This window comes from Tabrizicola sp. (genome assembly GCF_041913445.1).
Taxonomy (GTDB): Bacteria; Pseudomonadota; Alphaproteobacteria; order Rhodobacterales; family Rhodobacteraceae; genus Tabrizicola.
The window spans coordinates 1-18,158 of sequence record NZ_JAYSFG010000007.1 but is presented as its reverse complement, the minus strand read 5'-3'; the positions used below and the strand labels follow the sequence as shown (position 1 = coordinate 18,158).

General features: G+C 66.4%; 19 protein-coding genes and 1 tRNA gene. 10 read left to right on the top strand and 10 right to left on the bottom strand.

Annotated elements, in window-relative coordinates; genetic code table 11:
- Positions 1 to 132: 132 nt before the first annotated feature.
- Complete coding sequence (locus tag ACE3Q6_RS09915) at positions 133 to 339, bottom strand: hypothetical protein (RefSeq protein WP_374431642.1); 207 nt, start codon at positions 337 to 339, stop codon at positions 133 to 135.
- A gap of 408 nt (positions 340 to 747) precedes the next feature.
- Entirely contained in the window at positions 748 to 963 is a 216-nt protein-coding gene (locus tag ACE3Q6_RS09910; protein ID WP_374431640.1) for a hypothetical protein, read from the bottom strand.
- Positions 964 to 1,303: 340 nt separating this feature from the next.
- Here ACE3Q6_RS09910 and ACE3Q6_RS09905 point away from each other — a divergent pair, with 340 nt between their 5' ends.
- Positions 1,304 to 2,167, top strand: a complete 864-nt coding sequence (locus ACE3Q6_RS09905) for a lytic transglycosylase domain-containing protein (RefSeq protein WP_374431638.1) — start codon at positions 1,304 to 1,306, stop codon at positions 2,165 to 2,167.
- Here ACE3Q6_RS09905 and ACE3Q6_RS09900 read toward each other — a convergent pair.
- From ACE3Q6_RS09900 to ACE3Q6_RS09890, 3 genes are read right to left on the bottom strand one after another with little or no spacing between them, the layout of a single operon-like run.
- On the bottom strand, positions 2,164 to 2,454 hold the full coding sequence (locus ACE3Q6_RS09900) for a GNAT family N-acetyltransferase (protein ID WP_374431636.1): 291 nt from the start codon (positions 2,452 to 2,454) through the stop codon (positions 2,164 to 2,166). The two genes, ACE3Q6_RS09905 and ACE3Q6_RS09900, sit on opposite strands and share 4 nt — an antisense overlap.
- Positions 2,444 to 3,085, bottom strand: a complete 642-nt coding sequence (locus tag ACE3Q6_RS09895; RefSeq protein WP_374431634.1) for a 3-oxoacid CoA-transferase subunit B — start codon at positions 3,083 to 3,085, stop codon at positions 2,444 to 2,446. The genes ACE3Q6_RS09900 and ACE3Q6_RS09895 overlap by 11 nt, the downstream gene beginning before the upstream one ends.
- The gene (locus ACE3Q6_RS09890) at positions 3,085 to 3,789 is read right to left on the bottom strand and encodes a CoA transferase subunit A (RefSeq protein ID WP_374431632.1); all 705 of its coding nucleotides are present in this window, start codon (positions 3,787 to 3,789) and stop codon (positions 3,085 to 3,087) included. Before ACE3Q6_RS09890 ends, ACE3Q6_RS09895 begins: the two co-directional genes overlap by 1 nt.
- A 108-nt stretch (positions 3,790 to 3,897) precedes the next feature.
- Here ACE3Q6_RS09890 and ACE3Q6_RS09885 point away from each other — a divergent pair, with 108 nt between their 5' ends.
- Positions 3,898 to 4,443 carry a LuxR C-terminal-related transcriptional regulator gene (locus ACE3Q6_RS09885; RefSeq protein ID WP_374431630.1) on the top strand — a complete coding sequence of 182 codons (546 nt, stop codon included), beginning with the start codon at positions 3,898 to 3,900 and terminating at the stop codon, positions 4,441 to 4,443.
- Here ACE3Q6_RS09885 and ACE3Q6_RS09880 read toward each other — a convergent pair whose 3' ends face one another.
- Positions 4,444 to 5,478 (bottom strand): hypothetical protein, encoded by a 1,035-nt coding sequence (locus tag ACE3Q6_RS09880; protein ID WP_374431628.1) that lies wholly within the window; start codon positions 5,476 to 5,478, stop codon positions 4,444 to 4,446.
- Positions 5,479 to 5,581: 103 nt separating this feature from the next.
- Here ACE3Q6_RS09880 and ACE3Q6_RS09875 point away from each other — a divergent pair.
- The 3 genes from ACE3Q6_RS09875 to ACE3Q6_RS09865 all read left to right on the top strand — a co-directional run bounded on the left by ACE3Q6_RS09875 (position 5,582) and on the right by ACE3Q6_RS09865 (position 8,181).
- Positions 5,582 to 5,667 (top strand) — tRNA-Leu (locus ACE3Q6_RS09875).
- Between the two features lie 37 nt (positions 5,668 to 5,704).
- Positions 5,705 to 6,457: a pyrroline-5-carboxylate reductase gene (locus ACE3Q6_RS09870; RefSeq protein WP_374431625.1), complete on the top strand. Its 753-nt coding sequence runs from the start codon at positions 5,705 to 5,707 to the stop codon at positions 6,455 to 6,457.
- Complete coding sequence (locus ACE3Q6_RS09865) at positions 6,457 to 8,181, top strand: hypothetical protein (protein WP_374431624.1); 1,725 nt, start codon at positions 6,457 to 6,459, stop codon at positions 8,179 to 8,181. The genes ACE3Q6_RS09870 and ACE3Q6_RS09865 overlap by 1 nt, the downstream gene beginning before the upstream one ends.
- Before the next feature lie 53 nt (positions 8,182 to 8,234).
- On the opposite strand, the gene katG is transcribed toward ACE3Q6_RS09865, so the two are convergent.
- Positions 8,235 to 10,403: a catalase/peroxidase HPI gene (gene katG, locus ACE3Q6_RS09860; RefSeq protein ID WP_374431621.1), complete on the bottom strand. Its 2,169-nt coding sequence runs from the start codon at positions 10,401 to 10,403 to the stop codon at positions 8,235 to 8,237.
- Positions 10,404 to 10,554: 151 nt separating this feature from the next.
- Between katG and ACE3Q6_RS09855 the strand changes: the two genes are divergently transcribed.
- Positions 10,555 to 11,442 (top strand): LysR substrate-binding domain-containing protein, encoded by an 888-nt coding sequence (locus tag ACE3Q6_RS09855; RefSeq protein WP_374431619.1) that lies wholly within the window; start codon positions 10,555 to 10,557, stop codon positions 11,440 to 11,442.
- A gap of 23 nt (positions 11,443 to 11,465) precedes the next feature.
- Here the strand turns inward: ACE3Q6_RS09855 and ACE3Q6_RS09850 are convergent, their stop codons facing one another.
- Positions 11,466 to 12,533 carry a dipeptidase gene (locus ACE3Q6_RS09850; protein WP_374431617.1) on the bottom strand — a complete coding sequence of 356 codons (1,068 nt, stop codon included), beginning with the start codon at positions 12,531 to 12,533 and terminating at the stop codon, positions 11,466 to 11,468.
- A 135-nt stretch (positions 12,534 to 12,668) separates the two neighbouring features.
- On the opposite strand from ACE3Q6_RS09850, the gene ACE3Q6_RS09845 reads away from it, so the two are divergent.
- From ACE3Q6_RS09845 to ACE3Q6_RS09830, 4 genes are all read left to right on the top strand, one after another.
- Positions 12,669 to 13,034 (top strand): hypothetical protein, encoded by a 366-nt coding sequence (locus ACE3Q6_RS09845; protein ID WP_374431615.1) that lies wholly within the window; start codon positions 12,669 to 12,671, stop codon positions 13,032 to 13,034.
- 266 nt (positions 13,035 to 13,300) lie between these two features.
- Positions 13,301 to 13,837, top strand: a complete 537-nt coding sequence (locus ACE3Q6_RS09840; RefSeq protein ID WP_374431613.1) for a copper chaperone PCu(A)C — start codon at positions 13,301 to 13,303, stop codon at positions 13,835 to 13,837.
- Positions 13,838 to 13,898: 61 nt separating this feature from the next.
- Complete coding sequence (locus ACE3Q6_RS09835) at positions 13,899 to 14,399, top strand: SAM-dependent methyltransferase (protein WP_374431611.1); 501 nt, start codon at positions 13,899 to 13,901, stop codon at positions 14,397 to 14,399.
- A 58-nt stretch (positions 14,400 to 14,457) separates the two neighbouring features.
- On the top strand, positions 14,458 to 15,666 hold the full coding sequence (locus ACE3Q6_RS09830) for an NAD(P)/FAD-dependent oxidoreductase (RefSeq protein WP_374431609.1): 1,209 nt from the start codon (positions 14,458 to 14,460) through the stop codon (positions 15,664 to 15,666).
- Between the two features lie 16 nt (positions 15,667 to 15,682).
- On the opposite strand, the gene ACE3Q6_RS09825 is transcribed toward ACE3Q6_RS09830, so the two are convergent.
- Positions 15,683 to 15,838: a hypothetical protein gene (locus ACE3Q6_RS09825; RefSeq protein ID WP_374431607.1), complete on the bottom strand. Its 156-nt coding sequence runs from the start codon at positions 15,836 to 15,838 to the stop codon at positions 15,683 to 15,685.
- Between the two features lie 389 nt (positions 15,839 to 16,227).
- Complete coding sequence (gene metG / locus ACE3Q6_RS09820) at positions 16,228 to 17,946, bottom strand: methionine--tRNA ligase (RefSeq protein WP_374431605.1); 1,719 nt, start codon at positions 17,944 to 17,946, stop codon at positions 16,228 to 16,230.
- Positions 17,947 to 18,158 lie beyond the last annotated feature (212 nt).

Sequence of the window (18,158 nt, the reverse complement as noted above, 5' to 3'; positions counted from 1 at the left end):
GAAAGTTTAACGGATGTCGGGCTACAATCTTGCAGTCTTCGCGTGACTGTTTCCTTGAGCTGCGACGGATCGTCATCAAAGCGAAAGGCCGCGTCCCGGGTGAGACGCGGCCCCGTAGTGTGTCACCCGGCCTTACTGGCAGGTGGCGGCGTTGTTCTGCTCCATGCATTCTTGGGCATCGGCGAGTTCCTGGTTGATCGACTGAGCCAGGTTCGAAACGGCCGGGCGAACCCAGCTGAAGATCAGCAGGCCGAGGCCCACGACAGCGGCGGTCAGAACGACCCAGTCCACGGTCACGGCACCGGCTTCGTCTTTCAGGAAGGCGGAAAACTTGGTCATGGTCATGTCCCTTTAACTGTTCCCTGTGCAACCGGTGCGATGAGGCCACTGCCATTCTCGGACGGTATGAGCACATATGGCCGGACAATCATGGCAGGAGTTTGGACGGCTTGAGTTATTTCTGCGCCCGCGGGTCAAGGGGGAATTTTTCAAGGTAAGTATATGATTTAAAATAGAAGAAACTTCGAATGTCGAGCGTAGCGAGCGCGCGGCCGTGCAACTCTGCGGCGAAATCGCGATGATCCGGATGCGTGGACGGTACGGGGTCGTCGCGCCCTGAGGCCGCGTAGGTCGGGTCGTCCGAACCAGGTCGGCTTGGGCCGGGGCGCCGCGAAGACACTCGCGGCCTGCCCCAAAAAAGCAACTGGCCGCGCTTCTTGCGAAGCGCGGCCAGTATAGATTATCCCGTCAGGGTGCGCTGCCGGTGCAGTTGGTGCCGTTGCTTTCCATGCAGGTCTGAGCCTGCTCGAGCTCGTTGTTGATCGATTCAGCCAGGTTCGAAACGGCCGGACGGACCCAGTTGAAGATCAGGAGGCCGAGGCCCACGACGGCAGCGGTCAGAACGACCCAGTCAACGGTCACGGCGCCAGCTTCGTCCTTCAGGAAAGCAGAGATCTTGGTCATGGTCATAATCCTTTTCTAAGGTGTCACTTCACTCAACCGCTTCGATCTGGCCCTTGCTGCGCCTTCGTCGTTCGGTATGAGGAGATATAGCCAGTGAAACGTGGCAGCAGTTTGGACGAGATCTGCCGATTTTGCTCCAACTCGAAAAACTCTCGGATTTTCCTCCAAACCTTTGATATTGAACGAAACAAATTTTAGGAACCTGTTCATCCTTACGTGGTAGGCCGTGGTTTTTCGGTCAATTTTGGCGGAATTGCCATGTTTGGTCGGTGAAAGTGCTGGCTGCGAGGGGGTGAACCTGCGATTCTTCCCTCAAACAACGAGGCGAGCAGGCCCGGACATGAGCAGAAGAATTTTCGGATGCGCAGCGATTCTCTGCGCGGTCCTCCCGTATGCGTCCCTTGCCGAGGGAACCAGCTTCAAGCGCATCAAGGTCGGGGGCGAGACTCCCGGCAAGCGGATCACAGTGCAGATCGATCCCGAGGAGCAGGCGCGTTTTCTCGCATCGCTGCCGAAGGTGGATCCGAACCCCGACCACGGGCTGGAAGATCCCAAGGTCGCGGACCAGCCCAGCGGCCCGGTTGGCGAACCCGGGCCGGCCCCTGCGTCATCCTACGCCTGGTTCTGGGACAAGGTTCCGCCGGGGCTGGGTGCGGCGGCGGATCGGTTCGACATCGCACTGGCCTCTCTGACGCAGGGACCGGACGGGGCCTCGGTCCGCGCTCCGCGGCTGCAGACGATGCAGGACATGGCGGACGCCTATGGCAAGGACATCCTGCGGGCGACGCTGGATACCGATGTCTCGCCCGCGCTGGTGCTGGCGGTGATCGGCATTGAAAGCGCCGGGCGGTCGGATGCGGTCAGCTCGGCCGGGGCCGTGGGGTTGATGCAGTTGATCCCGGCGACGGCCGAGCGGTTCGGGGTGAGCGACAGCACGGATCCGGTGCAGAACATCAAGGGTGGGGTCGCCTACCTCGACTGGCTTCTGGACGAGTTCGACAACGACCCGGTGATGGTGCTTGCGGCCTACAATGCCGGGGAGGGGGCGGTGCGGGCCAACGGCGGCGTGCCGCCCTATGCCGAGACGCGGGACTATGTGCCGAAGGTGCTGGCCGCCTGGCAGGTGGCGCAGGGGCTTTGCGTCAGCCCGCCGATGCTGGTGACCGACCCTTGCGTCTTCCGCACGGACATTGCCGGGCTTTAGACGAAGACGTCGGCCCAGTCGGGGTGTTTCCTGCGCGTGGCGTTGACGAAGGGGCAGAGGGGGACGACCTTGAAGCCGTCCTTCCGTGCGGCCGCAACCAGCGCTTCGACCAGGGCCAGGCCTGCTCCAGTGCCCCGGAAGCTGTCGGGGACGCCGGTGTGGTCGGCGATGATGAGGGTGGGCGTCGTGACCGAATAGGTCAGTTCCGCCTCTTCGCCGCCATGGCGGATCACGAAGCGACCCTTGGTCGCTCCGTGTTCGCGGGTAACGTGGTGGTCAGCCGACAATGGTGGCCTCGGTCGCCGCGCGAAGCTCTTCTTCCGTGACGCCGGGAGCGAGTTCCACGATGTGCAGGCCCTTGTGGCCCACGTCGAGGACGCCGAGGTTGGTGATGATCCGGTCCACGACGCCCTTGCCGGTAAGGGGCAGGGTGCATTGCTTCAGGACCTTCGACTCGCCGTGCTTCGAGGTGTGGTCCATCACGACCACGACCCGGCCGACACCGGCCACCAGGTCCATCGCGCCGCCCATGCCCTTGACGAGCTTGCCGGGGATCATCCAGTTCGCGAGGTCGCCATTTTCGGCCACTTCCATCGCACCCAGGATCGCCATCGCGATCTTTCCGCCGCGGATCATGGCAAAGCTCTGCGCAGAGTCGAAGTAAGCGGTCTGCGGCAGTTCGGTGATCGTCTGCTTACCGGCGTTGATCAGGTCCGGGTCTTCCTCGCCCTCATAGGGGAAAGGACCCATCCCGAGCATCCCGTTTTCCGACTGCAGGGTGACGCTGATCCCCTTGGGGATGTAGTTGGACACGAGTGTCGGGATGCCGATGCCGAGGTTCACGTAAGTTCCGTCGCGAAGCTCCTGCGCGGCGCGGGCGGCCATGCCGTTGCGGTCCCAGCCTTTGGTCTCGCTCATCACACGGCCTCCTTCTTGCGGACGGTCCGCTGTTCGATGCGCTTTTCGTGTTTGCCGGTGATGATGCGGTGGACGTAGATCCCCGGCAGGTGGATGTGGTCGGGGTCGATGGAGCCGAGGGGCACGATTTCCTCCACCTCGACCACACAGGTTTTCCCGCAGGTGGCGGCGGGGACGTTGAAGTTCCGCGCGGTCTTGCGGAAGACGAGGTTGCCCGAGGGGTCGGCCTTCCAGGCCTTCACGATGGACAGGTCGGCGACGATGCCGCGTTCCAGGATGTAGGTCTTGCCGTCGAAGTCGTGGTGTTCCTTGCCCTCGGCGATCACGGTGCCGACGCCCGTGGCAGTGTAGAAGCCCGGGATGCCCGCGCCGCCGGCCCGCATGCGCTCGGCCAAGGTGCCTTGCGGGTTGAATTCGAGCTCCAGTTCTCCGCTGAGGTACTGGCGCATGAATTCGGCGTTCTCGCCCACATAGGACGAGATCATCTTCTTGACCTGCCGCGTCTCGAGCAGCACGCCAAGCCCGAAGCCGTCGACGCCCGCGTTGTTCGAGGCGACGGTGAGGTTCTTGGTGCCTGCATCGCGGATGGCGGCGATCAGAAGCTCGGGGATGCCGCAGAGGCCGAAGCCCCCGCTCGCGATCAGCATGCCGTCGTGCAGAAGCCCGTCGAGGGCCGCAGCGGCGCTGGGGTAGACCTTGTTCATTGGATTCTCCTCCCGGTTCCTTGGGGGAACGGACTGGCGGTGATCCTGAAAGATTGCGCAAATGGCCACCATCCGTAAGAATACGTATATGGCTACGTAGGGGCAGCGATGCGCGACTATGAACGGCTGGCCTTCCAGCACGCGCCGGATGCGACGTTGATCCTGGCCGACCGGGTGATCCTGCGGGCCAGCCTCCGGGTCGAGGCGGTGTTTGGCTGGACCCCGAAGGAGCTGGAGGGGCAGTCGATCCGGGTGCTTTATCCGGGCCAGACGGATTATGAGCTGATCGGCGAGAGGGCGCGCAAGGCGATGCAGGCGGCGCCGGTCTACCGGGATGAGCGGTTCATGCGGCGGAAGGACGGGCAGGTGGTGTGGATGGAGGGGCATGGCACCGCGCTGGACCCCGAGGACCCGCAGCGCCTGGCGGTCTGGACCTACCGGCCGCTGGAATCCGAAGGCCCGACGGGGGCCCTGACACCCACGGAACGGCGGATCGCGCGGTATCTGGTGAACGGGTTCACCTCGAAGGAGATCGCCCTGGCGATGGGGTCGTCGCCCCGGACGGTCGAGGTGCACCGGGCGAACATGATCCGCAAGATGGGGGTGCGGAACAGTTTCGAACTGGTGAGCCGATTGCTGGCGGCGGTGGGCTGACTAGCCCTCGCCCAGAAGGCCCCAGTGCAGGAAGGCGGTGGCGTTGTGCTGGATGTAGTCGATCTGCACCTTGCGCGCGTCGTCGCCCTTCCAAAACTGGCCGTCACCGTACCAGTCCAGCTGCAGGGCCAGGTTCTCGGCAGCGGCGCTGCGGATGCGGTTCAGGAGGTCGGGCGTCAAAAGGCCCGGGTGGTCGCGCGCCAGAAGGAGGACGCGCGTCAGAGCCTCGGTCCGGCAGGCGATGGGGGTGGACTGGCGGCGGGCGCGGTAGTGGGTGTCGGCAAGGATCGCCTCCATGAGCCCGGTCAGGTAAGCCGACCCCAGCGCCTCGGGCACCACGGAGCGGGCCACGGCTTCGCAGGCGGCATAGGCCATCCAATGGCTTTGCTGGGCGAAGCCATAGCCCTGGCGCATGAGGGCCGTGGTGACGCGCGTCAGGTCCGGGGTGCTGGGGCCGGACATGAGAAGGCCGAAGATCGCCTCGCCGGTGTAGTAGTCGGAGCGGAAGCCCAGCACCTCGCCCGTCGCGAAGACGCGCTTGTGGCGGAAGTCGTCGCCATCGATTTCGTCCAGGGCATATTGGCGCATCCGGGACATGGTGTCGGGCAGGGGATGGGGCAGGGCGTTCGGTGGCAGGATCAGGGCCGGGATCGCGGCGACCTCGGTCAGGGCGAGAAGGCCGAGCCCGAGGCCGCCCAGCTTGACCGCACCATTTCCGACCAGGCCGAGGCTTGGCCGGCCTGGCGCGGCCCAGGGCGGCGGGGCAAGCCTTTGGCCGAGATAGGCCGTGGCGCGGGCGATGGCTGCGAGAAGGTCGGGATCAGCCCGGCCGGGGATGAGCGTCGTGGCGCGGGCCATGAACCACAGCGTCCCGCAATGGCGCAGGAGGTTGTAGCCGTCATGCACCGTAGCGGTGTCCCCGGCCTCGTGGGCATAGATGAAGCGGCCCTTCGGCAGGACGATCCGGGCAAGATGTGCCAGCGATGCCGTGACCACGGTGTCGCTTCTGGGCAGGGTCTGGGCGGGGGCGGTCATCGGGGCTTCCTGCGGGTTTGCGGGCAGGCTAAAGCGGTGGGCGGGGCCAAGGCAAGGACCGGGCTTTTCCCGGTCGCCGCCAGCGGCTAAGGTCCGCCCGCTGGCCCGCGTGGTGAAATGGTAGACACTGGGGACTTAAAATCCCTTGGCCGCAAGGCCGTGCCGGTTCGAGCCCGGCCGCGGGCACCAGAATGCAAGGACCTAAGGGTCAAGCGGGAAGAGACGGATGACCCTGGGCTTCATCGGCATCGGGACGATGGCTGCGGCGATGGTCGAAGGTTTGGGCGGCGGGGACATCCTTCTGTCGCCGCGCGGCGCGGAGCGGGCGGCCGACCTGGCGCGGCGCTTGCCGGGGGTGCGCGTCGCCGACAGCAACCAGGCGGTGGTGGACGCGGCGAGCACGGTGGTGCTGGCCGTGCGACCGCAGGTGGTGGAAGACGTCGTTCGCGCCTTGCGCTTCCGGCCGGGGCAGAAGGTGATCTCGGTCGTGGCGGCCACGCCGGTCGAGCGGTTGCGCGACTGGATCGGGCTGGACCTGCCGGTGATCCGCGCGGTGCCCTTGCCCTTCGTCGCAGAGCGGACCTGCGTGACGCCGATCCATCCCGCCGACGCCGAGACCGAGGCACTGTTCAACCGTCTGGGCACGGCGCTGCCTTGCGCAAGCCTGGCAGAGTTCGATCTCCTCGCGGTGGGTTCGGCGATGATGGGCAGCTATTTCGGCCTGCTTGAGACGGTTCAGGACTGGCTGGTTGAGAAGGGCCTGCCCGAGGCTGCGGCCCGGTCCTATCTGGCCGGGCTCTTTGCCAATCTTGGCCGGGTGGCAGAGGGCGGGACAATGCCCTTCGCCGCGCTGCGCGAGGAATTCTCGACGAAAGGCGGGCTGAACGAACAGGTGTTCCGCAGTTTTGCCGAGGCCGGCGGGACGACGGCGCTGACCGGGGCGCTGGACGGGGTCCTGGCGCGGGTGCAGGGGCGGTGATGCTGCTGCCGGAGCCCGACCTGCCGCGGGGCCATGACCTTCTGGCCGAGGGCCGCGCCCTGGCACGGGACTGGACTCTCGGTCGGTCCGCCTTCCTGATGGAGGAGGGCGTTGCCAGCGAATACGACTTCAAACTGCGGGCAATGGCCGAGGGGCGGATCACCCAGCACGCGCAGATCGGCTACCGCGATGCGGGGAAAAGCCAGCGTGCCTATGCCGAGATCTGGGAGAGCTGCGCGGCGCAAGGCGTTCGGGTGCAGCGCTATGGTCTCTGCCTTGACTGGTCGATGTCGGTGCCACGGGCGCTGCGGAAGGGCGCCCAGCAGGGGACGGGGATGATCCTGCCCGAGGTCGAGGATTTCGTCCGGCTGGCAAACACCGCCCCGGTCGCAGCGCATTTCGGCGACTTCGTGCTGGGGTTCGAAGCGGCGGTCGAGAACACCCAGGCGGCCCTGGCGGCGGGCAGCACGGCCATCGGCAACCTGGGCCAGTATTTCACCTTCCGCATTCCGGGCCACGACGACGACATCCGCGCCACGGCGGAAACCGTCCGGGCGCTGGGCCTGATCGCGGCACAGCCGCAGCGCGTCCTGGTGCAGTCGAACCTGGACGACGGCTTTGCGGCGCAGTTCACCGACCTTGCCTCGTGCCTGGGGATGGTCCTGATCGAGCGGCATATCATCCGCGACCTTGTGGGGGCCGAGATCGGCCATTGCTATGGCCACCATTTCCGCGATCCGCTGTCGCGCCTGGCCTTTCAGCGCGCGCTGGCCGATGTGGGGGCGGCGCCGGGTACGATGGTCTATGGCAACACCACGGCCTACCGCGGGGCAGGGGCTTCGAATTTCGCCAGCCTTTCCAACTACCTTCTGGTTGACGCGGTTGGGCAGCTCACGCAGCCGACGGGCCACGCGATCAACGCGGTTCCGGTGACGGAAAACGAGCGCATCCCCGAGATCGACGAGGTGATTGCGGCGCAGCTTTTCGCGGGGCGGATGGCCGAGCTTGCCCCCGGCTGGGTGGAGATGATCGACGAGACGCCCGTGGCTGCGCTTTCTGCGCAGATCGTGGCGGGTGGACGCGCCTTTGCGGATGCGGCGTTGCGCGGGCTGGAGGAGCGCGGGATCGACGTGACCTGCCCGTTCCAGCTTTTCCTTGCGCTGCGCCGGATGGGGGCGCGGCGGCTGGAAGCGGCGTTCGGCGCGGGCCGGGTCGATCCGCAGGTTCCGGGAGGCCGCGTGCCGGTGGCTCCAGCCTCGATCCTGGGTGAGTTGGCCGAGATGGCGGACCATGCGCTGGCGCGGACCGGGCCGGTCGATCTGGCGGGGATGCGGGTCATGGTGGCGACCAGCGACGTGCACGAGCATGGCAAGATGCTGGTGGAGGAAATCCTGCGGAGGCTGCGGGTCACCGTACTGGACGGCGGCGTCTCGACCGATCCTGCCCTGCTGGCGGCGCGCGTCGCCCTCGAACGGCCCGATGCCGTGGCGATCAGCACCTACAACGGGGTGGCGCTGGATTATTACTCGGCACTGCGGAGGGCAGGGATCGCGGTGCCGATCCTGATCGGCGGACGGCTGAACCAGATTCCGCAGGGGTCGAACTCCAGCCTGCCGGTCGATGTGGGGGATCAGCTGGCGGAAGCCGGGGCGCTGGTCTGCCGCGAGGCCGCCGAGCTTGCCGGGGCACTTGGATCCCTGCGTCGGAGCCATCCCCGCGAATAGCGAACGGCCCGGGATCTCTCCCGGGCCGCCACTGGTCGCAAGCCGGATCCGGATCAGGCCCGCAGGTCGAAACGGTCGGCTTCCATCACTTTGACCCAGGCCGAGACGAAGTCGCAGACGAACTTCTCGCGGTTGTCGTCCTGGGCATAGACCTCGGCATAGGCGCGCAGGATGGAGTTCGAGCCGAACACCAGGTCCGCACGGGTGGCCGTCCACTTCACCGCGCCGGTCTTGCGGTCGGTGAGTTCGTAGAGGTTGTTGCCTTTCGGAACCCACTTGTAGGCCATGTCCGTGAGGCCGGTGAAGAAGTCGGTGGTCAGGGCACCCACGCGGTCGGTGAAGACCCCGTGCTTTGTGCCGCCGTGGTTCGTCCCGATCACCCGCATCCCGCCGATCAGGCAGGTCATCTCATGCGCGGTCAGGCCCATGAGCTGCGCGCGGTCGAGGAGGAGCTCCTCGGCGGACACGGCGTAGTCCTTCTTCATCCAGTTGCGGAAACCATCCGCCAGCGGCTCCAGCACGGAGAAGCTGTCGGCGTCGGTGTCCTCAGGCGTGGCGTCGCCGCGGCCCGCGTGGAAGGGGACGGTGACGTCAACGCCCGCGGCCTTCGCAGCGTGCTCGACGCCGACGTTGCCGGCAAGGACGATCACGTCGGCCAGCGAGGCCCCGGCTTCCTTGGCGATGGGTTCCAGCACCGACAGGACGCGCGCCAGGCGGGCGGGTTCGTTGCCCTCCCAATCCTTCTGCGGGGCGAGGCGGATGCGGGCACCGTTGGCGCCGCCCCGGTTGTCCGAACCGCGGAAGGTGCGGGCGGAGTCCCAGGCGGTGGCGACCATGTCGCTGACCGACAGGCCCGAAGCGGCGATCTTCGCTTTCACCGCGTCCACGTTCCAGGCGGTCGAGCCGGCGGGGACCGGATCCTGCCAGATCAGGTCTTCCTGCGGAACCCAGGGGCCAAGGTAGCGGACCTTCGGCCCCATGTCGCGGTGCGTGAGCTTGAACCAGGCGCGGGCGAAGGCATCGCTGAACGCAGCCTGATCCTTCGCGAACCGCTCGGAGATCGCGCGGTACTTCGGATCGACCTTCATCGCCATGTCGGCGTCGGTCATCATCGGCATCCGGCGGATCGAGGGGTCTTCCACGTCCACAGGCATGTCCGCCGGGTCGATGTTGATCGGCTGCCACTGCCAGGCACCGGCGGGGGATTTCACCAGCTCCCAGTCGTATTTCAGCAGAAGGTGGAAATAGCCGCCGTCCCACTTGGTCGGGTTGGTGGTCCAGGCACCTTCGAGGCCCGAAGTGATGGTGTCGCGCCCCACGGAGCGGGCGGAGTGGACCATCCAGCCGAGGCCACCCTCTTCAATGGCAGCGCCTTCCGGTTCCGCGCCGATGCGGGCGGCGTCGTTGTTGCCGTGCGCCTTGCCGACGGTGTGGCCGCCAGCGGTCAGCGCCACGGTTTCCTCGTCATCCATCGCCATGCGGGCGAAGGTCTCGCGCACGTCCATCGCGGTGCGGGCGGGGTCCGGCTGGCCGTCCACGCCCTGCGGGTTCACGTAGATCAGCCCCATGACCACGGCGGCGAGCGGGTTTTCGAGGCTGGAGCGGTCTTCCTTCGTCGGATAGCGTTCGTCCTTCAGCCATTCCTTTTCCGACCCCCAGTAGACGTCCTTCTCGGGGTGCCAGATGTCCTCGCGGCCGAAGCCGAAGCCGAAGGTCTTGAGGCCCATCGATTCGTAGGCGACAGTCCCGGCCAGGACCATCAGGTCGGCCCAGGACAGGCGGTTGCCGTATTTCTTCTTGATCGGCCACAAGAGGCGGCGGGCCTTGTCAAGGTTGGCGTTGTCGGGCCAGGAGTTCAGGGGGGCGAAGCGGTGGTTGCCGGTGCCCGCGCCGCCGCGGCCGTCGGCCATGCGGTAGGTCCCGGCGGCGTGCCAGGACATGCGGATGAAGATGCCGCCATAGTGGCCCCAGTCGGCGGGCCACCAGTCCTGGCTGTCGGTCATCAGCGCGATCAGGTCACGCTTCACCGCCTCGAAGTCGAGCTTCTTAACTTCCTCGCGGTAGTTGAACCCGGTCAGCGGGTTCACCTTGGTGTCATGCTGGTGCAGGATGTCGAGGTTCAGCGTCTTCGGCCACCAGTCCGTCACCGTCTGCGTGGTCGTGGTGATCGCGCCGTGCATGACCGGGCACTTGCCCGACCGTCCAACGTCATTGCCGTCCATCTTGCTCTCCCTGAACTGGCTGCAAAAAACACCGCAGGCGCCCGATCCCGGATCTGGAGGGCGACTCGGATGCTGTGTCGTAGGGCATGGCTAGCACCTCCGATCGATAATAGGAATTTTCATTTTCCTATCGTCGCGATATGCAAGGCTTATGACAAAGATCACCCTGAAGCATCTGCGCTATTTCGACGCGCTGGCGCGGCACCGGCACTTCGGACGGGCGGCTGAGGCGTCGTCGATCTCGCAACCCGCGCTGTCGCTGCAGGTGAAGGAGTTGGAGGAGATCCTGGGCGCGCCTTTGGTCGAGCGGGGGGCGCGGCAAATCGGTTTGACTCTTCTGGGCGAGGAGGTTGCAGCGCGCGGGCGCGAGGTCCTGCGGGCGGTGGACGAGCTGGGGGCGCTGGCGCGGGCGTCGACGGGGCCGTGGTCGGGGCGGCTGCGGCTGGGGGTGATCCCGACGGTCGCGCCCTATCTGCTGCCGCGGCTGATGCAGGAACTTGGCGGGCGGTTCCCCGAGCTGGACCTGCGCCCGCGCGAGGCGGTGACGCCGAAGCTTTTGCGCGACCTGGGCGAGGGGCGGCTGGACCTCGCGCTGCTCGCGCTGCCGGTGTCCGAGCCGTCGCTGGTCGAACACCCGCTATTGGACGAGGAATTCCTGCTGGTCCGCCACGAAAGCGCGGCCGATCTGCCGATCCCGCCGCTGTCGGACCTGCCCGCCGCGCCGCTTCTGTTGCTGGAAGAAGGGCACTGCTTCCGCGACCAGGCGATTGCGGCCTGCAAGCTGCCTCGGGGACCGGCGGGAGAGATCATGGAGGGCTCGGCGCTGTCCACGCTGGTGCAGATGGTGGGGGCCGGCATCGGAGTGACGCTGATCCCCGAGATGGCGGCCGAGGTGGAAGGCCGGTCGGCCCCGGTGGTCTTGCATCGACTGCCGGAACCGCGTCCGGGGCGGCGGATCGGGCTGGTTTGGCGGCGGTCCAACCCGCTGTCGGACCGGTTTGTCGATCTGGCCGAGGGGTTGCGGACGGCGCTTGGCTGAACCTTCGGTGTTCGCCGAGACCTTCAGGCGCCCCAGGTGCGTTCCAGGAGGCGCAGCCAGTTGCCGTGGGCGATCTTCCGGATCAGCGCCTCGCCAAGCCCCATCTCGCCCATCGCGGCGATCAGGACCGGCAGGCCCTCGACCCCGCCGATGTCCTTGGGCGTCGTCGCGCCGTCATAGTCCGAGCCGATGCCGACGTGATCCTCGCCGGCAAGCTTCAGCATGTGCTCGATGTGGCGCTTGACCGGGTCAAGCGTCATGTCGGGGCTTTCGCGGCCGTCCTCGCGCAGGAAGCAGGTGGCGAAGTTGAGGCCCACCATGCCGCCGGATTCCCCAATCGCGCGCAGCTGGCGGTCTGACAGGTTGCGGCTGGATGGCGTCACAGCATGGGCGTTGGAATGGGTGGCCACCAGCGGCGCGTCCGACAGCTTGGCCACGTCCCAGAACCCGGCCTCGGTCATGTGCGACAGGTCGATCATGATGCGCAGCGCGTTGCATTCGCGGACCAGCGCGCGGCCGAGGTCGGTCAGCCCCGGTCCGGTGTCGCCGGTCGAGGGGAAACGGAACGGGACGCCGTGGCCGAAGATGGTCGGGCGGCTCCAGACCGGGCCAAGGGAGCGCAAGCCCATCGCGTGAAAGAGGTGAAGCGCGTCGAGGTCGGGGCCGATGGGTTCCGCCCCTTCGAAGTGGAGGACGCCCGCGACGGCACCCGCTGCCATCGAGGCGCGGATCTCGGCGGCGCTGCGGCACCAGCGGAAGCGGCCTTCCGAGGCGCGTTCCATCCAGAGGAGGTGGCCCAGCATCTCGACCGCGACCGGCTGGGCGGCGGCATGGTCGATCAGGTCAGGAAGCGGGACGTCGTAGGGTGGATTGTCCATCAGGTCGTGGTAGGCGCCGACGTCCCCGGTCTCGGGCGAGGGGATGTAGACGGCGAAGAAACCTCCGGCGAACCCCGAGGACAGCATCCGCGGCAGGTCGAGGTGGCCCGCGCCTTCCCCCTTCAGCCAGAGCCTGTCGCGGGCTTTACCAGCGGCGGCAATCTTCAGGACGATGTCGTTGTGGCCGTCGAAGACGGGAACGGGCGCGGGCATGGGGCGGGTCCGGGATGATTGCGTCCCGGGCACTGTTCCTTGTTCCCAGTGCGGGCGCAAGCCGGGCTGAATGGTCGCGGGGGCGGAGTGCAGGCGACGGTTGACGGACCGGCGGAGTTCGGTCATGCCAAGGCCATGCTGGTCCAACTGGTCCATAGCCTGCACCGCGTGATGATCCTGGCCGCGCTGACCGTCGCCCTGGTGGGAACGGGCTTTGCGCATCGGGTCATCCTGCCGCAGGACGACATCCTCGCCCTCGCGCTGGCGAACGGGTTCAGCCCGTCCGACATCTGCGGCGACGACCTGACGGGCGGACTTCATGCCGGGGCCGATTGCCCGGCCTGCCAGATTGCGGGCTCCGCCGACCTGCCGGACCCGACCGGCGCCCGGATCGACCTGGAACTGGCCTTCCATGCCAAGGTCGTGGCTCCCCTGGAACTTCGGCAGCTGTTGCGCGTGCCGGACCCCGCGCACCGTCCGCAAGGCCCACCCGTCGCCTGACGGCGGCGCCTCTTTCCCGCGAAACCGACGCCGCCTTCCCGTGCAGCCCGCAGGCCTTGCGCCTGGGCATCCTCACGCGACCCGAAGGCCACCGCATGTCGAACGACACCCAATCCCAGAACCACCTTGGGCTTTCCGACGTGAGCGCCTTCCCGACGCTGGACGCGACGCCTATGGCGGTCATCGTCCCCAACCTCGTCCCTTTCAGCTGACCTGCCGCAGCGTCCGGTCAGCTGATGTCTCTTCCCTTCATACGGAGCAAACCCATGAAAATCCTTGCCATCGCAGCGGCGCTGTTCATCGCGGCACCCGCCGTTGCCCACGACCTGACGGTGGGCGATCTGCAGATCATCCATCCCCATATCCCGCAGCCCGCGCCGGGTGCCAAGTCGGCGGGCGGCTACATGGCCATCGTCAACAACGGCGCCGAGGCTGACCGGCTGGTCGGGGTCGAGACCGACATCGCCGGCAAGGCCGAGGTGCATGAAAGCAAGGTTGCCGCCGATGGCGTGGGCACCATGGAACATGTCGAGGCGCTGGAGATCCCGGCGGGCGGCACGGTCAGCCTGGAGCGCGGCGGTTACCACGTCATGCTGATGGGCCTGACGGGGACCCTGACCGAAGGCGAAATGCACAAGGCCACGCTGATCTTCGAGAAGGCTGGTCGGGTCGAGATCGAGTTCCAGATCGACCCGCCGATGATGGGCATGGGCCAGATGGACCACTCCAAAATGGACCACTCCAAGATGGACCATTCGCATATGGACCACTCCACGATGGGTCACGACGGCGCGGGCGACTGACGCTTGCGCACCTTTCCCCTTGGCCTCAGCATGTGACGGGGCCAAGGGGAGGATGCGCGGCATGAACGAGGCACCCACGGGCAAGCCGGCACGCCCGGGCGAGGTCGCGCTGAGCTTCGACCCGGCGCGGATCGCGGATGATGCGCGGCTGCGCTTCATCGGGCGGCTGCGCAGTCCCTGGTCGCCCGGCCACTGTCCGAAGAACCTGCGCGAGGCGCGAGAGGCAGGAGGCGAGTTCCGGGCCGAGATCGACCCGCCGTTCCGTCCGGGCCTGACCGGCCTGGTACCGGGCCAGGCGGTCATCCTGCTGTACTGGACCGGCCAGGCGCGGCGCGACCGGATCGTGCTGCACCCGCCGCACCGCGACGCCCCGACCGGGGTCTTCGCCCTTCGCTCACCGGCGCGGCCCAATCCGGTCGCACTGGGGGTGGTCCGCCTGCTGGCCTGCGACTGCGAGGCCGGTCATCTGGAGTTCGACGCGCTCGACGCCTTCGACGGCACGCCGCTTCTGGACATCAAGCCCTGGCTGCCCTCGGTCGACGTGCCCCCTCCGCAGGGGTGATTTACCCTGCCCGACCGCTGCGCTACACCGTCGGCGAGGGCTTGGACGCAGGACGAAAATGCAGGGATTTTCCACGGAACCGAAGCACGCGGCTTATGATGTCGTCATCATCGGCGGGGCCATCATGGGGTCGTCGACGGCCTGGTGGCTGACCGAAATGGGCTTCTCGGGCCGGGTGCTGGTTGTGGAGCGCGACCCCAGCTACGAGAAGGCGGCGTCGAGCCTGTCCTTTTCCTGCATTCGCCAGCAGTTCTCGACCGAACTGAACATCCGCATCTCGCAGTTCGGCGCGGATTTCGTGCAATCCCTGCGCAGCCGGATGGGTGGGGACGACCGCGTGCCCGAGCTGAAGATCCAGAACTTCGGCTACCTCTATCTTGCGGATACCGAGGAGTTCGCGGCGGTGCTGCGGGCGAACCAGAAGGTGCAGGCGGCGGCCGGTGCGGGGACGCGGCTTCTGACGCCCGGCCAGATTCGGGAAGAGTTTCCCTTCATGGTCGTGGACGACCTGGTGCTGGGCAGCCTGAACACGCTGGATGAAGGCTATTTCGACGGCTCGACCGTGTTCGACTGGTTCCGCCGCAAGGCGCGCGAGGCGGGGGTGGAGTATCTGGCTGACGAGGTCGTGGGGCTGGACAGGACCGGGTCGCGGGTGACCGGGGTGCGGCTTGCATCCGGGCGCACGGTCGCCTGCGGGACGGTTGTGAACGCCTCGGGCACGCGGGGGGCGAAGGTGGCGGCGATGGCGGGGATCCAGATCCCGATCGAGCCGCGCAAGCGCTTCAACTGGGTGATCCAGGCGGCCGAGCCGCTGGACCGGCCGCTTCCTCTGGTGATAGACCCCTCGGGCGCCTTCGCGCGCGAGGTGGGCGGGGGCACCTACATGGCCGGTGGGCATGCCGATGTCGATCCGGCGGTCGATCACGACGACTTCGTGATGGACCATGACCTGTGGCTGGAGAAGATCTGGCCCGCGCTGGCAACCCGCATCCCGGCCTTCGAGAGGGTGAAGGTCATCAGCGAATGGGCGGGGCAGTACGATTACAACACGCTGGACCAGAACGCGATCACCGGCCCGCATCCGGAGATCGCCAACTTCCTGTTCCTGAACGGGTTTTCAGGCCACGGTCTGCAACAATCGCCCGCGATGGGGCGCGCGACGGCGGAATGGATCGTGCACGGCGGCTACCGCACGCTGGACATGTCGGACTTCCACTACCAGCGCATCGCCGAGGGGCGTGCGCTGGTGGAAGGAGCGATCATCTGAGGTCGGTCGGGGAGTGTCAGTCGGAGGCCACGAGGGCGGTCGGCGACTGGACGGCAATCATGTCCTTGGGCGCGAAGACGAAAACCAGCACTCCGGCATAGACGGCAAGGAACAGGGCGACGGCAGCATAGGTTCTGGCGGGACGGGTACGTGACGGCAGAATCTGTGTCATCTCGGGTTCTCCTGGACTTAGGCAAAGTCGGGCAGCGACTCAGGTCCGATGCGCAGACATTACCACCTTCACGGGTGGCGTGGTGCCCGAAGATTTCAGAGTCGGCGGAATTTCTTCCCGCGCAGGAGGCGTCCGCGCAAATTTCCGCCCGATGCCCGGCTTTTTCTGCGCCTGCACACGAACCGTTTTCCGTCCGCAGTCACATCGTTGAAAGACGATTCGTTTGATCGCGAATGGTTCGTGCAAGGCCCTGAGAATCCACGATTAACCCGTCATCCAGCGCCAAAGCCGGCGACTATCGCGCCTGCGGAAACAATTGCCCGTGGCGGGGACATGGCCGAAGAAGGCGCGCTCGCGCCTGCTGCAACTGCAATTGCGCGGAAAGCTGCCTAGCTTCTCACGCCTGAGAAGCGGGTCTGCCAATCGGCGCGCTCCTCGTCCGTGATCTTGCGGAACAGGTTCTCGGGCACCTCGAAGGCATGGCCGGGGGCGAGGGTGCGGATGCCGGCGTGAATGTCCGAGGGCCAGGTCCAATCCTCCGAGCCGACGGCCTTCATCATCGTGGCCGAGGCATCGGGGATGAACGGGGCAGACAGGATCGCGTAGATGCGGATCAGGTTCAGCGCGAGCCGCACGATGGCCTGGGCTTGCTCGGGGTCGGTCTTGACGACGGACCAGGGCGCTGCGGACTGCAGATATTCGTTGCCGATGACCCAGATCGCGCGCAGCTCGGCGGCGGCCTTGCGGACCTCCATCTCCTGCATGAACTTCGTGTAGTCCGCGATACGGGCGCCGAGGTCGGCGATGAGGGCGGTCTCCAATGGCCCGAACTGGCCACCCGCCGGGACCTGATTGCCGAACTTGGACACCGCGAACTTCGTCACGCGGGAGACGAGGTTGCCAAGCACGTCGGCGAGGTCCTTGTTGACCGAGGTCTGGAAATTTTCCCAGGTGAATTCGCTGTCGCTGGATTCCGGCGCGTGCGACAGCAGCCACCAGCGCCAGTAGTCGGCGGGCAGGATCGACAGGGCCTGGTCCATGAAGACGCCCCGTCCCTGGGAGGTCGAGAATTGGCCGCCGTCATAGTTCAGGTAGTTGAAGGACTTGAGGTAGTCGACCAGCTTCCACGGCTCACCCGACCCCAGGATGGTGGCGGGGAAACTGAGCGTGTGGAAGGGCACGTTGTCCTTGCCCATGAACTGGTAGTAGGTGACGTCGGCCGCGCCCTTGTCGGTGCGCCACCAGCGTTCCCAATCGGCGTCCGTCTTGCCGTTGGCGTCGGCCCATTCGGCGGTCCCGGCGATGTATTCGATGGGGGCGTCGAACCAGACATAGAAGACCTTGCCCTCCATCCCCGGCCACGGCTGGTCGCCCTTTTTCACCGGGATGCCCCAGTAAAGGTCGCGGGTGATGCCGCGGTCCTGCAGTCCGTCGCCGTCGTTCAGCCATTTCTTGGCGATCGACGTGGTCAGGATCGGCCAGTCGGTCTTGCTGTCGATCCAGGCCTCCAGCTTGTCGCGCAGCGCGCGCTGCATCAGGTAGAGGTGCTTGGTCTCGCGCACCTCGAGGTTGGTCGACCCCGAGATGGTCGAATGCGGGTTTATCAGGTCGGTCGGGTCAAGCTGCTTGGTGCAGTTGTCGCACTGATCGCCGCGCGCCGAATCATAGCCGCAGTTCGGGCAGGTGCCCTCGATATAACGGTCGGGCAGAAAACGGCCGTCATCGACCGAATAGACCTGGCTTTCGCTCACTTCGCGGATCAGCCCGTTATCGGCCAGGCGCCCGGCGAAATGCTGTGTCAGCTGGTGGTTGCGCTGACTGGACGAACGGCCGAAATGGTCAAAGGACAGCCGGAACCCCCGGGCGATCTCGGCCTGAACATCATGCATTTCGGCGCAATATTCGGCCACGGGCTTGCCCGCCTTGGCGGCGGCCAGTTCGGCGGGGGTGCCGTGTTCGTCGGTGGCGCAGATGAACATCACCTCGTGGCCACGCCCGCGCATGTAACGGGCAAAGAGGTCGGCAGGCAACTGGCTGCCCACCAGATTGCCCAGATGCTTGATCCCGTTGATGTAAGGGATGGCCGAGGTGATGAGAATCCGTGCCATGATACCTGCCTGACCTGTCTTGCGGGTAGCGGTTTAACCCATGCCGGCGGGGCTGGCCAGTGGCCCCGATCAGGCCGCTTGCGCTGGGGCGGGGGCGCGCCTAACCTGCCTGAAAACGCGGAGGTTTTCATCGTGGTGAAGCAGTTTGGCGCAAAGGTCCCCGGCTGGCACCCGCCGCCGCGTCCCGATGGCGGGGCGCTGCAGGGGCGATT